12 protein-coding genes are annotated in these 13854 nt (G+C 71.0%); 8 read left to right on the top strand and 4 right to left on the bottom strand.

Annotated features, from left to right (window positions below; all coding sequences use genetic code 11):
• From FMEAI12_RS07085 to FMEAI12_RS07115, 7 genes are all read left to right on the top strand, one after another.
• Positions 1 to 359: SDR family oxidoreductase (locus tag FMEAI12_RS07085; protein WP_146776647.1), on the top strand; the 359-nt coding region annotated here is incomplete at its 5' end.
• 109 nt (positions 360 to 468) lie between these two features.
• A complete protein-coding gene (locus FMEAI12_RS07090) occupies positions 469 to 1296 on the top strand; it encodes a PaaI family thioesterase (protein ID WP_071060130.1) in 828 nt (275 codons plus the stop codon).
• A 32-nt stretch (positions 1297 to 1328) separates the two neighbouring features.
• The gene (locus FMEAI12_RS07095) at positions 1329 to 2954 is read left to right on the top strand and encodes an OB-fold domain-containing protein (RefSeq protein WP_112105406.1); all 1626 of its coding nucleotides are present in this window, start codon (positions 1329 to 1331) and stop codon (positions 2952 to 2954) included.
• 142 nt (positions 2955 to 3096) lie between these two features.
• A complete protein-coding gene (locus FMEAI12_RS07100; protein ID WP_112105407.1) occupies positions 3097 to 4284 on the top strand; it encodes a cytochrome P450 in 1188 nt (395 codons plus the stop codon).
• Positions 4285 to 4914: 630 nt separating this feature from the next.
• Complete coding sequence (gene purU / locus FMEAI12_RS07105) at positions 4915 to 5820, top strand: formyltetrahydrofolate deformylase (protein ID WP_112105408.1); 906 nt, start codon at positions 4915 to 4917, stop codon at positions 5818 to 5820.
• A 473-nt stretch (positions 5821 to 6293) separates the two neighbouring features.
• Positions 6294 to 6701, top strand: a complete 408-nt coding sequence (locus FMEAI12_RS07110) for a YciI family protein (protein ID WP_071060134.1) — start codon at positions 6294 to 6296, stop codon at positions 6699 to 6701.
• Between the two features lie 35 nt (positions 6702 to 6736).
• Positions 6737 to 7882, top strand: coding sequence for an RNA polymerase sigma factor (locus FMEAI12_RS07115; RefSeq protein ID WP_112105411.1), 1146 nt, complete (start codon positions 6737 to 6739; stop codon positions 7880 to 7882).
• A gap of 68 nt (positions 7883 to 7950) precedes the next feature.
• Here the strand turns inward: FMEAI12_RS07115 and FMEAI12_RS07120 are convergent, their stop codons facing one another.
• From FMEAI12_RS07120 to FMEAI12_RS07130, 3 genes are all read right to left on the bottom strand, one after another.
• The gene (locus FMEAI12_RS07120) at positions 7951 to 8844 is read right to left on the bottom strand and encodes an SDR family NAD(P)-dependent oxidoreductase (RefSeq protein ID WP_020461843.1); all 894 of its coding nucleotides are present in this window, start codon (positions 8842 to 8844) and stop codon (positions 7951 to 7953) included.
• Positions 8845 to 8970: 126 nt separating this feature from the next.
• A complete protein-coding gene (locus FMEAI12_RS07125) occupies positions 8971 to 9870 on the bottom strand; it encodes an LLM class F420-dependent oxidoreductase (protein ID WP_112105412.1) in 900 nt (299 codons plus the stop codon).
• 180 nt (positions 9871 to 10050) lie between these two features.
• Entirely contained in the window at positions 10051 to 10761 is a 711-nt protein-coding gene (locus FMEAI12_RS07130; protein ID WP_071066788.1) for a response regulator, read from the bottom strand.
• Between the two features lie 168 nt (positions 10762 to 10929).
• Here FMEAI12_RS07130 and FMEAI12_RS07135 point away from each other — a divergent pair, with 168 nt between their 5' ends.
• Entirely contained in the window at positions 10930 to 12258 is a 1329-nt protein-coding gene (locus FMEAI12_RS07135; protein ID WP_112105409.1) for a hypothetical protein, read from the top strand.
• 10 nt (positions 12259 to 12268) lie between these two features.
• On the opposite strand, the gene FMEAI12_RS07140 is transcribed toward FMEAI12_RS07135, so the two are convergent.
• The gene (locus tag FMEAI12_RS07140; RefSeq protein WP_112105410.1) at positions 12269 to 13624 is read right to left on the bottom strand and encodes an FAD-binding monooxygenase; all 1356 of its coding nucleotides are present in this window, start codon (positions 13622 to 13624) and stop codon (positions 12269 to 12271) included.
• Positions 13625 to 13854 lie beyond the last annotated feature (230 nt).

Raw genomic sequence — 13854 nt, forward strand, 5'->3', positions numbered from 1 at the left:
GCAAGGCCGACTACATGTGGAGCAAGCAGGCCGTCTGCGCCTACGTCGCCACCCAGGCGATGCCCCTGCTCAAGCAGGGCATCCGCATCAACGCGATCTGCCCCGGCCCCACCGACACCCCGCTGGCCCAGACGAACAAGGAGACCTGGCTCGGCTTCGGCGCCGACTACCGGGCCGAGCTGGGCATCGAGGCCGCGACCTCGCTGGAACAGGCCTACCCGCTGCTGTTCCTCTGCAGCGACGCCGCCTCCGCCATCAACGGCATCACCATCGTCACCGACTCGGGGTACTTCTCCGCCGGCCTCACCGAGGTCTTCCCCGCGGCCACACCGATCGTCCGGTTCCTCTCCGGCCGCTAGGCCCGACGCATGACCGTGCCGGGTGCCGGGTGCCGGCACCCGGCACGGTCGCTAACCGCCCCCGGCGGGACGGCGGTAACACGGGGGCTCCTTCCCGGAACAGGGTGGAATGACAACCACGAACAGTGACGAGCGGCTGCCGGACGCGCACATCATCAACGAGCTCGGATTCCAGACGACCCGCGTGGGCGACGAGCTCCACGGGTCCGCGGCCGTCGTTCCCGAGATGTTCGTGCCCGGTACGACCAGCATCCGCACGTCGATCCTCGCCACCTGGGCGGACATCGTCGCGGGATACATGGTGCTGGACTTCCTCCAGCCGCGCGTCCCGGTCACCCTCGACCTCGACATCCACGTCCACGAACCGCTGCGGGAGCTCGAGCGGGTCGACGCCGCCGGGCGCCTGGTGAAGAAAGGCCAGTCGGTCGCGGTCATCGAGATCGAGCTGACCGGCGCCGACGGCCGCGGCATCGCCGCCGGCGTAGCCTCGTTCATGGCGGCCCCCGACCCGGCGATGCTGATGGACCCGGAGATGCTGCGGCGCCGGGAGCTGCCCGTGCAGCGCGGGCGGCTGCGGGTCCCCTTCGCCGAGCGCGCGCGGTGCGAGATCCGCGAGCCGGGCGTCGCCGTGCTGGCGCACGGGCACGACGGGCTGAACGCGTCCCGCAGCCTCAACGGCGGGCTGATCGCCCTGGCGGCCGAGGAGGCCGCGTTGTCCCTCGCCGCGGGCCCCACCAGCCTTTCGGTCCTGGCGTTGCGCTACCTGCGGCCGGTGCGAACCGGCCCCGCCGTTGCGACGGCGACCGTGGGATCCGGTGGCCTCGGCAAGGTCGAGGTCCGGGACTCCGGAGACGGCGGCCGGCTCGCTGTCTACGCCGTGACCAGGACATTCCCGGCCGCGGCCGGCCGCGGCACACAGACGGCCCCGGCCCGCTGACGGCCGTGGCACAGAGAGGACGACCAGCAGCGATGCGCCCACTCCCCGAGCTCACCCCCGCCACCGAGTGGTTCTGGACCTCCGGCGCCGACGGCACCCTGCGGGTGCAGGGCTGTTCCGACTGCGGCCAGCTCGTTCACCCGCCGGTGCCGATCTGCCCGAAGTGCCGCAGCCGCAACTGGGCGCCGACGGCGGTGTCCGGCCGGGCCACGGTCGTCGGGTTCACGGTGAACGCGCAGCAGTGGTCACCGGCGATGAAGCCGCCGTACGTGATCGCCAACGTGGCCCTGGCGGAGGACGCCGGCGTCCGGCTGACCACGAACATCATCGGCTGTGAGCCGAAGGACGTGCACATCGGCCAGGAGGTCGACGTCCGGTTCGAGCAGCACGAGGACGTCTGGCTCGCCCTGTTCGAGCCGACCGGCACGACCGACCCGACCGACCGCGTCGGTGAGCCGAACCTGCCCACCCCCCGCGCGCCGCTGAGCTCGGACCGCTTCGAGCACCGCGTGGTCCTCTCCGGCATCGGGCGCTCGGCGATGGGGCGCCGGCTCATGGTCGACCCGCTGTCACTGACCGTCGACGCCTGCCTCAAGGCGGTCGAGGACGCCGGCCTGCGGCTGGAGGACATCGACGGGCTCTCCACCTACCCGGGGGCCGGCGCGGCGGGAATGAGCGAGGGCGGAGTGAGCGCCGTCGAGGAGGCGCTGCGCATCCACCCGACCTGGACGAACGGCGGCGGTGACCTGCCCGGCCCAGGTGGCTCGGTCATCACCGCGATGATGGCCGTCGCCTCGGGCCTGTGCCGGCATGTCCTGTGCTTCCGGACGGTGTGGGAGTCCACCTACCGGGCGCTCGGCCTGGGCCAGGCACCCGCGCGGGTCTCCAACCCTTCCTCGCTGTGGCGCGCGCCGTTCGGGGCGCTGTCGGCGGCGAACTGGATCGCCATGAACGCCAACCAGTACTTCCACCGTTACGGCGCCGACCGGGAGATGCTCGCCGCGATCGCCCTCAACGGCCGGGCCGGCGCGGCGCGCAACCCGGCGGCCATCTACCGGGAGCCGCTGACCCTCGACGACTACATGTCGGCGCGGCCCATCACGACGCCGTTCGGGCTCTACGACTGCGACGTCCCGTGCGACGCGTCGATCGCGGTCATCGTCTCCGACGCCTCGGTGGCCGGCGACCTGCCGAAGCCGGCCATCCGCGTCGAGGCGGTCGGGACGCAGATCCTCGAGCGGGTCTCCTGGGACCAGGGCATCATCACGCACGAGCCGCAGGTGCTGGGCCAGTCCTCGCATCTGTGGACCAGAACGGACATGCGCCCCTCGGATGTCGACCTGGCCCTGGTCTACGACGGCTTCACCTTCAACGCGATCTCCTGGATCGAGGCGCTGGGATTCTGCGGCATCGGCGAGGCCAAGGACTGGCTGGACCAGGGCCGGCGGATCGCGATCGACGGCGAGCTACCCGTCAACCCGCACGGCGGCCAACTCTCCGAGGGCCGCACCCACGGGTACGGGTTCTTCTACGAGGCGATCACCCAGCTTCGCCACGAGGCCGGCGAGCGCCAGGTCGCCGACGCGCGGACGGCCGTGGTCACCTCCGGCGGCGGCACGCCGTCCGGCGTACTACTCCTCCAGCGCGACGGCGTGTGAGCCGCGCCGGAACCCATCAGCGCAGCGCAGGAGCCCATCGGCGCAGCGCGGAGACGTAGCGGCGCAGCACCGGGACAGAGCGGCACCAAGAGGCACGTTGCGGACGGATCAAAGCCGTACCAGTTATGACATAGTCACGGTCATGACGGAACTAAGCTGGGATCCGTTCGACAAGGTGATCCACCTTGCGCCGTACGACGTGTGGCGCCGGATACGCGACGAGGCGCCGGTGTACCGCAACGACAGGCTCGACTTCTTCGCGCTGTCGCGGCACGCCGACGTCGAGGCCGCCCACCGGGATCCGGCGACCTACAGCTCGGCGCACGGCACCGTCCTGGAGATCATGTCGCCGGAGCCGATGCAGACCGGGCTCATCATCTTCATCGACCCGCCGACGCACACCGAGCTGCGCACCCTGGTCTCCCGGGCGTTCACCCCCCGGCGGATCTCGGCGCTCGAGGACTCCATCCGGGCCCTGTGCGCCGAGATGCTCGACCCGCAGGTGGGCGGGAGCGGGTTCGACTACGTGCAGGACTTCGCGGCCCAGCTCCCCTCCAAGGTCATCTCCGAGCTGATCGGGGTCGACCCGGCTGACCGCGAGGACGTCCGCCAGCTCATCGACCAGACCTTCCACCTCGAGGAAGGCGCCGGGATGATCAACGACATCTCGTTCGGCGCCCAGATCAGGCTGCACACCTACTGGAGCGAGCAGATCGAGCTCCGCCGCCGCCAGCCCCGCGACGACATGATGACCGCTCTGGTCGAGGCGGAGGTCAAGAGCGAAACCGGCTCCCGGCGCCTCACCACGCAGGAGGCCGCCGACTTCACGAACCTGCTCGTCAGCGCCGGCACCGAGACGGTCGCCCGGCTGCTCGGCTGGGCGGGTTTCGTCCTGGCCGCGCACCCCGACCAGCGCGCCGAGATCGCCGCCGACCCGTCACTGATCGGCAACACGATCGAGGAGCTGCTGCGCTACGAGGCACCCTCCCCGGTGCAGGGCCGGGTGCTGACCAGGGAGGTGGAGCTGCACGGCACGGTCCTCCCCGCCAAGTCGAAGGTCCTGTTGCTCACCGGCTCGGCCGGCCGGGACGAACGGAAGTACCCCGACGCCGACCGGTTCGACATCCACCGCCGGTTCGACAGCCATGTCTCCTTCGGCCACGGCGTGCACTTCTGCCTCGGTGCCTCCCTCGCCCGGCTCGAGGGGCGGGTCGCGCTGCAGGAGACCCTGCGCCGCTTCCCCGAATGGGACGTCGACCACGACCGCGCGGTCCGCCTGCACACCAGCACCGTCCGCGGCTACGAGAAGCTCCCCATCACCCTCGGGTAGCACTCTGACCACAATCCTTCTCGGATTGGTCGGGCGACTTGTGGTCGGGAATTCTCCCAGCGCGTTGTCGGCGTTTGGAGCGGACGCTGGCGTGTTCCCGGCGGGCGCGGCGAACCGGGTGAACGGTCCACCCGTCCATCTCCATACCGAGTACCACAGGACCGTCTGACACCCAACACACCATCACGGCACCGTTGCACGCAACGTGACGAAACGTCACCGGACAAGGCTCGATGAGCTGCTGGCAAAGCATGCGTCGCTTTGACCACTTGAATCCACCTCATCAAAACAGGATTCCGACGCGAACCGGCATGCTCCCTGACCTCGGGTGAAGCAGCACGGGATCGGGGTGTCGATCTGCCGATCCAGATCGGAGTGGCTGAACCCGCCGGTATCATGAGGTCTCTGGGTTACGCTGCGCGCTTCGGTGTCGACGCGGGCGCGGGGAATTGCGGGAAATGCGGGCTTCCCTGAAAGATCAGGGCACAGTGGGGCCTGATCAGCTATCCGTGCGCCGGCGCGTGGCCACGACGCACGGCGCCACGACGGGCGCGAACTTCTACTTTTGCTTGTTTGGCGGGCCCAGAGCTACGCCTAAGTAGATTACGGAATTTTTCAGGAAGGACCGATATGACGCCGATTCCGGTGACGGCGCCGGGGAGAACTTCGCTTCCACTTACTCGGGATCACGCCTCGCTTATCATTCACGGAAAGGACCGAACCGGTATCGTCGCGGCAGTCGGATCGGTGCTGAGTGCCCACGGCGCGAACATCGTTTCGCTTGACCAGTACTCCGACAATCCGCAGGGTGGCGCATTTTTCCAGCGGACGGTCTTCAGTCTCGACAATCTAAAGGCGGTGCTGCCTGACATTGAGAAACACCTTGCGACGAAGCTGGCCAAGGAACTCGGGCTGGAGTTCTCGGTCCGTGACATGTCCGTGCCGAAGCGTGTTGCGATCTTCGCCTCGAAGCCCGACCACTGTCTGCTCGACCTTCTGTGGCGCCAGCGGCGAGGCCAACTCCCGATCGTTGTCTCAATGGTGATTTCGAACCATCCGGACTCGGCCAGCGAGGTTCGCAGTTTCGGGATTCCGTTCTTTCATGTGCCTTCCGCGGGCCCAGAAAAATCCGCCGCGGAAGCCGTGCATCTGCGCTTGCTCCGAGGTAACGTGGATTTCATCGTCCTCGCACGGTATATGCAGATTCTGTCGGCAGACTTCATCACAGAGGTTGCCGTGCCGATTATCAATATTCACCATTCTTTCCTGCCGGCCTTCGTCGGAGCCGGGCCATACATCAAGGCAAAGGAGCGTGGGGTGAAACTTATCGGCGCGACGGCCCACTACGTGACCGCCGATCTAGACGAGGGCCCGATCATCGAGCAGGACGTTGTTCGGGTGACGCATGCCGATACCATTGCCGATCTCCAGCGCCATGGGGCCGACGTGGAAAGGGCGGTTCTATCCCGCGCAGTACAGTGGCACAGCGAGGATCGTGTGATCCGAAATGACAACAACACGATTGTCTTTCGCTGAATAGCGGACGTCCGAAAAGAGTCGGCGAGGTCAGATGATCCGCCCACCGAGCGGTCCGCGCCGTCGTATGACGCGCCGGTAGACAGACCGACGGCCTGCCCGGTCATGCGGACGTCGTCGTCGCGACGTCGGCGACATGGCGACCGTGTTGGCCGGCGGCAGCCCACTGGACGCAGCCGTGCGGCTACGTTCAGTGGGACCCGGACCCACCGCCATCCCGGCCCCGGTCAGGATGGCAGCGCCACCGCGCCGGGCTCGCGCGTTCCCCCCTGGCGTGGCTGGCCGCCGCCGACGTCGGGATCCCGTCTCGCCCTTGCGCCACGCCGTGGCCCCGGACACCGCGAGGCGGCTCGCTCGGGTACATCTACGGGACCCGAAAAAAATCGGGCGGCGATGTCGAGAACCCGTGGCTGGCTCCGTCCCCGCGGTGAACGCGACGAGGATGGGTCGCACCAGCACCGAGGAGAAGCACGATGGCCAAGTACCTGCTGCTCAAGCACTACCGCGGCGCCCCGGCCGCGGTCAACGACGTACCCATGGACCAGTGGACGCCGGAGGAGATCTCGGCCCACATCCAGTACATGAACGACTTCGCGGCCCGGCTCGAGGGGACCGGCGAGTTCGTCGACGGTCAGGCGCTCGCCCCCGAGGGGATGTGGGTCCGGTACGACGGCGAGGGCCGCCCGCCGGTCACCGACGGCCCGTTCGCCGAGACCAAGGACCTCATCGCCGGCTGGATGGTGATCGACGTCGACAGCCAGGAGCGGGCCGTCGAGCTGGCCGGGGAGCTGTCGGCCGCTCCCGGGGCGGGCGGGAAGCCGATCCACGAGTGGCTCGAGGTGCGCCCGTTCCTGACCGCGCCGCCCACCATCACGGAGTGACCTCCGAGGTGAACCGTCACGGAGTGACCTCCGGGGTGGACGAGGTCCTGCTCCGGAGCCTCACACCGAGCGTGCTCGGGATCCTCGTCCGCCGCGGAGCCGACTTCGCGGCGGCCGAGGACGCCGTGCAGGACGCGCTGGTCGAGGCGGTCCGCGTCTGGCCGGCCGACCCGCCGCGGGACCCGAAGGGCTGGCTGGTCACCGTGGCCTGGCGCCGGTTCCTCGACGCGGCCCGGGCGGACACCGCCCGCCGCCGGCGTGAGGACCTCGTCGACGAGGAGCCGGCTCCCGGGCCCGCGCCCGCGGTCGACGACACGCTCCAGCTCTACTTCCTGTGCGCCCACCCGTCGCTGACGCCGTCGTCCGCGGTCGCGCTCACGCTGCGCGCCGTCGGAGGGCTGACCACCCGCCAGATCGCCCAGGCCTACCTGGTGCCCGAGGCGACCATGGCGCAGCGCATCAGCCGGGCCAAGCGCACCGTCACCGGCGTGCGGTTCGACCAGCCCGGCGACGTCGCCACCGTGCTGCGCGTCCTCTACCTGGTCTTCAACGAGGGCTACTCCGGCGACGTCGACCTCGCCGCCGAGGCCATCCGGCTCACCCGGCAGCTCGCGGCCGCGATCGACCACCCCGAGGTGGCGGGGCTGCTCGCCCTCATGCTGCTCCACCACGCCCGGCGCGCCGCCCGGACCGCGCCCGACGGCAGCCTCATCCCCCTCGCCGAGCAGGACCGCCGCCGGTGGGACACCACGTCGATCGCCGAAGGCGTCGCGATCCTGCAGGCGGCCCTCGCCCGCGACCAGCTGGGCGAGTTCCAGGCCCAGGCCGCCATCGCGGCACTCCACGCCGACGCACCCACCGCCGAGGAGACGGACTGGGTGCAGATCGTCGAGTGGTACGACGAGCTCACGCGCCTGACCGACAGCCCGGTCGTCCGACTCAACCGCGCGGTGGCCGTCGGCCAGGCCGACGGACCACGCGCCGGCCTGGCGGCGCTCGCGGCGCTGGACGACTCACTACCCCGCCACGCGGCGGTGGCGGCCTACCTCCACGAACGCGACGGCAACCTGGCGACCGCGGCACGGCTGTACGCCGAAGCGGCCCAGAAGGCACCCAATCTCGCCGAACGCGACCACCTGACCCGCCAGGCCGCCCGGCTCAACACCCGCCGGTGCCACTGACTGACCCCCAGACCCCCAGACCGTCCGCGCGGTCGCGGGGTTCCGGAAGTTCAGGAGAGGTGCAGCTCCTAGCCGGCTTCCCCTGCGGCCGACGGGTCGGCGCCGGTCGCTCCCAGGTTCGCCAGGACGTGCGACGGTGCGTGGTTCGAGAAACCGGTGCCCGGCCAGTTCAGCCATCCCGACGAGGCGTAGGTGCCGCCGTCGGGGTGCAGGGTCGAGCCGGTGACATAGGTCGAGAGACCGGAGGCGAGGAAGACCACGCAGCCGGACACGTCGGCGACCTCGCCGGCCCGGCCCATCGGGATGCCGACGCGGATCCCGACCTCGGTCGAGTACGCGCCGTCGCCGCCTGTCATCTTGGTCATGTTGGGAGTCGGGGTGTAGTCGGGGGCGACGTTGTTGACCCGGATCCGGTCGGGGGCGAGCTCCACGGCCAGGGTCCGGCCGAACTGCTCCACCGCGGCCTTGGCCGCCGAGTAGACCGCGAACCCGGGGGCGGCCCGGTGCGCCTCGATGGTGGTCAGGTTGATGATGCTGCCGCCGCGCCCACCCGCCTGCATCCGGGGGGCGGCCAGCGAGCAGGCGTGCAGCACGTGCATGAGGTTCATGCGCAGCAGCGCGTTCCAGCCGTTCGGGCTGGTCTCCACGAAGGGTGCGCGGAAGGTGCCGCCGACGACGTTGACCAGGGTGTCGACCCGTCCCCAGCGTTCGTCGACGGCGGCGAACAGCGCCGCGAGCACGTCGGGGTCGCGGGCGTCGCCGTGGTGCACGATCGCCTCGGCGCCCTGCTCATCCAGCGCGGCCTGCAGGGCGTCGATCGCGTCCTTGTCGATGTCGACCACCGCGAGGCGCACGCCGTTGGCCGCCAGGTCGGTGGTCACGGCCCCGCCGATGCCCCCCGCTCCCCCGGTGACCACGGCGACGCTGCCCGCCAGCCCGCCTCTGTCCTCGAACCAACCCATGAACCCGCGCCTCCACTCCACGTCACGACCGGCACGACGTCACGACCGGCCCCGCCACCCGACTGACACAACCGCGCCCGCGACCTGAACTCGGCACGGCGACCGACGTTCAGATCCGGGCGCGCGTCACGAGAGGTGGGCCGCGCCGAAGGCCTCGATGAACTCGATGGTCTCGGCGGCGGACCGGGTGTGGGACGAGACCACCGCCCAGGTCACGCCCGCCTTCTCGATCTCGGCCAGGGCTTCGCCGTGACGATCCTCGCTGACGTTCTCCGCCGAGATGGCGGTCGAGTAGGAGTACATCACGTCGATCAGGTCGGTCCGGCCGTTCGCGGCGGCGGTGTCCCGCACCTCGCGGATCATGCCGGCGAGCTCGCCGATCGAGCCGATCGAGGCCGTGCGGGCCGTGTTGACCAGCTGCGGGCCGCCGGACATCGGCATCCAGCCCTGCGCGCGGGCCGCCACCCTGCGCCGGCTCAGCTTCGAGTTGCCGCCGATCCAGATCGGGATCGGGTCCTGGACGGGCCGCGGGCGGGCGATCACGTTGCGGGCGTCGAAGTGCAGGCCCTTGTAGCTGAACGGCTCACCGCTCCAGTGCAGCGGCAGCGCGTCGAGGATCTCGTCGAACAGCGTGTTGCGCTCGTCGATGTCGACACCGAGCGCGTAGAACTCGGACTTCTGGTAGCCGGTGCCGATCCCGAGGGTGAAGCGGCCGCCGGAGAGCTTGTCGACGGTCGCCGCGGCCTTGGCCAGCAGGAACGGGTTGCGGTACGGCGCGACCGACAGGTAGGTGAGCAGCCGCAGCCGGGTGGTCGCGGCCGCGACGTAGCCCAGCGCGACGAACGGGTCGAGGCTCTGGTGCCCGCCGTTGTCGAGCCAGCGGGCTCCGGGGACCGGGTGCTCGGTCAGCGAGAAGCCGTCGAAGCCGGCGCGCTCGGCGGCCGCCGCCACTTCGTGTAACGGACCGGGATCGAGCATGTCACCATCGGTGCCCGAGGTCTCCGGGTAGTGAAAGATGAAGCGCATCGTCGTCACCTCGTCGTACGTCCGCCGCGGGCCTGTCCGTGGAATCTGTCTACCAGAAAATTGACACTAAAGTCAGAAATCCTGGCCGGCTCCGGACGCACCGGGAACGGCCACACCGGTCACGGATCCGGTCGCGAGCCGGTGCCGGCCACGGCCTCGCCCCGGTGACGGAACGCGAGGTCAGGGCTGGTAGCGGTAGCCCATCCCCGGCTCGGTGGTCAGGTGGCGCGGGCGGGTGGGGTCCGGCTCGAGCTTGCGGCGCAGCCGGTTGATGTAGAGGCGCAGCGACGACGTGTCGGCGGCGTAGGCCGGCCCCCAGACCTGGCTGACCAGCGCGCGGCTGCTGACGAGCTTGCCCGGGTTGCGGACGAGCGCCTCCAGCAGCCGCCACTCCGTGGGGGTCAGGTGGACGGCCGACCCGCCCTCGGCCTGGGCTGTCACCGCCTTCGCCGCGAAGTCCACGCGGTAGTCGCCGACGTCCGCGGTGGGCCCGGTCTCGGCGGCCGGGGCCCGGCGGGCGACGGCGCGCATCCGGGCCAGCAGCTCCTCGACGGAGAACGGCTTGGTGATGTAGTCGTCGGCCCCGGCGTCCAGTGAAGCGATCTTCTCCTGCCCGGCCGTCCGCCCGGACAGGACAATGATCGGGACGCCGGTCCACCCGCGCAGGCCGTGGATGACCTCGATGCCGTCCATGTCCGGCAGGCCCAGGTCGAGCAGCACGATGTCGGGCGGGTGGGCGGCGGCCTCCGTCAGCGCGTGCCCGCCGTCGACCGCGGTGCGGACCTCGTAGCCGCGGGCGCGCAGGGTGATCCGCATCGCGCGCAGCAGCTGCGGCTCGTCGTCGACGAACAGCACCCGGCCCCCGGCCCGTGGCGCGGATTCCTCGCTCATGCCCCGCTCCCGTCGCGTGCCATGCCCGTCCCAGCATGGCAGTGCGCCGCGCGGCGCGGGACGCGGTCGGTCATCCGACAGCGGGGCCTGCCGGTCGCCGGACCGGGGGCGACCTAGCATCCGAGATCGACTACGGAGAGTAACCATTGCGATTCTCGGGAGGCGCCCATGACGACCACCACGAGAGCGCGGGGGCGAGCCGAGGCGCTCGCCGCGCTCACCGCCGCCGGCGCGATCGGCGCCGCGGTGGCACTGGCCCCGCCGGCCGCGGCGGCCATCCCCGGGCCCACCTACCACGGTGGCGGGCTGGAACTGATCGCCCTGGACCTGCCGGCGGGGACCGCCACCGGATACGCCCTCGACGTGAACGACGACGGCGTGGTCATCGGGCAGGCCTGGGACAACGCGTTCAACCAGAAGGGGGTCGTGTGGCGCGACGGCGTCCCCACCACGATCCCGGGCGCGATGCCGTGGCAGGTGAACGACAGCGGCCAGGTCGTCGGCTCGCTGTACTCGGACACCGGGCAGAGCCGGGGGTTCGTCTGGGAGAACGGGACGCTGACGACGCTGGAACCGACCGATCCCGGGCCGGACCGCTACAGCTATGCCGGCTCGATCAGCGCCGACGGCACCGTGGTGGGCCTGAGCGGCACGAACACTCCGCTGGCGGACTACGACCCGACCGAGGGCGCCACCAAGCAGGCGCCAGCCGGCGAGGCGGGATCCGAGGAGGCCGACGACGTCTTCCCGGACTACCAGCCCCAGATCCGCGCGACGGTCTGGCGGAACGGGACCGCGGTCGACCTGGGCACGCTCGGCGGCTCGTGGAGCAGCGCCGACCTGATCAACGACCATGGTCAGGTCGCGGGGAGCAGCGCAACCGCGGACGGCTCCGAGCATGCCTTCCTGTCCGGGCCGGGCGGGCTGCGTGACCTCGGAACCCTCGGCGGGCCCTCCAGTACCCCGCTCGACATCAACAACCGCGGCCAGGTCGTCGGGGTCAGCGAGACCGCGGACAGGCACAGCCACGCGTTCCTCTGGGAAAACGGGCGGATGCGCGACCTGGGCACGGCCGCCGGGCTCACCGAGAGCTCGGCTGTCGCGATCAACGAGCGCGGCCAGGTGCTGGTCGAGAGCCACGAGCAGATCTCGTACCCGTTCGAGGGGGAGCCCACGAGCACCGTCGGAATCTTCCCGGCGCACACCGCCTCGACCGCATACATCTGGACCGCTGGCCAGCAGCAGGCGGTGACCGGGCTCGGCGGCAACACCTTCTCCCCCGTCAAACTCGCCGACGACGGCACCGTCATCGGCTCGGCCGTGACGCCGGACGGCGTGGACCGGCCCTGGCTGTGGTCCGGGGGCGTACCCCACGACCTCAGCGGCCCTGCGCCCCTGCAGCCCGGCCAGGCGTCCGGGATCAACCGGTCGGGCCTGGTGGTCGGCCACGCGGGGTCCTTCACCAAGCAGGTCCCGGTGATCTGGCGGCGCACCTGACGCCGGCGGGCTAACCGTGGGAGCGGTGCGCGGCGGACCCGGAACCCGCGCCGGCCAGGGCCCGGCCGGCCGGCCCGGCGGGTGTGGGGGTGCCGGCCGGCGCCGGCCGGCCGCCGGGCCGGGCCGGTTCGCCGCGCCGACGGGCCAGGTACCAGCGCACCGACGAGTCGACCTCACGGCGCAGCCGCCGCACGGCCCCGACCTGCATCGCCCGGTGTGCCTGGTACCGCCACGGCGGCTGGTCGCCCTGCCGGGTGGCCATCGCGTAGGCGAAGGCCACCGGGTCGGGGTCGCCGCCGGTGGCCGGCCTGGCCCGGTCGAGCTGGCCGTCGATCCGCTCGAACCAGGCCATGCTCGTCCGGGCCCGGGCCTGCAGCGGGGCCAGCGCGGCCCGGCCGGCCCGGTCGAACTCGGCCAGCGCCACCGGGACCTCGCCGTGCTCGTAGAGCATCTGGGCGAGCATGACGCCGTCCATCATGGCCAGGGCCGTGCCGGAGCCGAGCGTGAAGTGGGTGGTGTGGGCGGCGTCGCCCAGCAGCACCATGTTGTCCCAGTACCAGCTGCGGTTGCTGACCTGGCCGAACCGCTGCCAGCGGGCGGGCCGGCGCAGCTGGTCGATCAGGCCCTCGCCGGCCAGCGGGCCGGCGAAGATCTTCCCGAGCAGGCGTAGTCCCTCGCCGTCGTCCGTGCCGAGGCCGAGCGCGTCCCAGGTCCGCGGCGCGCACTCGACGATGCAGGTGCTCACCTCCGCCCCGGACGGGTAGGCGTGGAACCAGACCCAGCCGGCCGGGGTCGGCTCGAACGCGAACGTGAAGCGCTCGAAGCGCCGGGGCGTGCCCAGCCAGATGTAGCGGTTGCCACCGGTGTCGACCCGGGTGCCGAACCGGTCCGCGAACATGCTGCGCACCTGACTGTTCGCGCCGTCGGCGGCGATCACAAGGTCGGCGTCGGCGTGCGCGCCGAGGCCGCCGAGGCACCCCAGGTCCGCCAGGTCGGTGAGGTCGGCGACCTCGCGGTCGTGCTCGACCCGCACGCCGAGCTCCTCGGCGCGCCGGGTGAGGATGTCGAGCAGGGCCGCACGCTGCACGCTGAAGCCGTAGCCGGCGAAGTGCGCCGCCCGTTCGCCGCCCAGGCTGATGTCCTGCTCCTGCCAGAGCGTGGACGCGCCGCGGATCTCCCGGGCGCTGTCGGGATCATTGCGGAACAGGACGTCGAGCAGGTTGTCCCAGTAGACGACACCCCAGCCGTAGGTGGCGCCGGGCGGGTCGCGGTCGATGATGGTGATCTCGTGACCGGCGTCCCGGCGCTTGGCGGAGATGGCGAAGTAGAGCCCGGCCGGGCCCCCGCCCACACAGACGATCCTCACGAGACCCCCCTGGTCACGAAATCCTCGTCGGCACCGATCGGGACCGGTGCCCGTAAATGGGGCGAGGCCGCGCAGCGCGGCCCTTGCTCGCCGACCTGCACGACCTCACTTCGCCACTTCGCCACACCGGCGGGCGGCGACGACGGCGGGCTGGCCCGCCGCTGGACTACCGGTCCTGGGAATGCGCGGTCAGGCTGGTCTCACCAGCCCCAGCCGCCCCATCCCCAGCC

Origin of the sequence: Parafrankia sp. Ea1.12 (assembly GCF_900465275.1) — a bacterium.
GTDB classification, from domain to species: domain Bacteria; phylum Actinomycetota; class Actinomycetes; order Frankiales; family Frankiaceae; genus Parafrankia; species Parafrankia soli.

What these genes read in the sequence shown, in the direction of transcription:
- purU (WP_112105408.1), top strand. Translation starts at nt 4,915, where the DNA reads ATGACGCCGATTCCGGTGACGGCGCCGGGGAGAACTTCGCTTCCACTT.
- FMEAI12_RS07100 (WP_112105407.1), top strand. Translation starts at nt 3,097, where the DNA reads ATGACGGAACTAAGCTGGGATCCGTTCGACAAGGTGATCCACCTTGCG.
- FMEAI12_RS07110 (WP_071060134.1), top strand. Translation starts at nt 6,294, where the DNA reads ATGGCCAAGTACCTGCTGCTCAAGCACTACCGCGGCGCCCCGGCCGCG.
- FMEAI12_RS07125 (WP_112105412.1), bottom strand. Translation starts at nt 9,870, where the DNA reads ATGCGCTTCATCTTTCACTACCCGGAGACCTCGGGCACCGATGGTGAC.
- FMEAI12_RS07095 (WP_112105406.1), top strand. Translation starts at nt 1,329, where the DNA reads ATGCGCCCACTCCCCGAGCTCACCCCCGCCACCGAGTGGTTCTGGACC.
- FMEAI12_RS07120 (WP_020461843.1), bottom strand. Translation starts at nt 8,844, where the DNA reads ATGGGTTGGTTCGAGGACAGAGGCGGGCTGGCGGGCAGCGTCGCCGTG.
- FMEAI12_RS07135 (WP_112105409.1), top strand. Translation starts at nt 10,930, where the DNA reads ATGACGACCACCACGAGAGCGCGGGGGCGAGCCGAGGCGCTCGCCGCG.
- FMEAI12_RS07090 (WP_071060130.1), top strand. Translation starts at nt 469, where the DNA reads ATGACAACCACGAACAGTGACGAGCGGCTGCCGGACGCGCACATCATC.
- FMEAI12_RS07130 (WP_071066788.1), bottom strand. Translation starts at nt 10,761, where the DNA reads ATGAGCGAGGAATCCGCGCCACGGGCCGGGGGCCGGGTGCTGTTCGTC.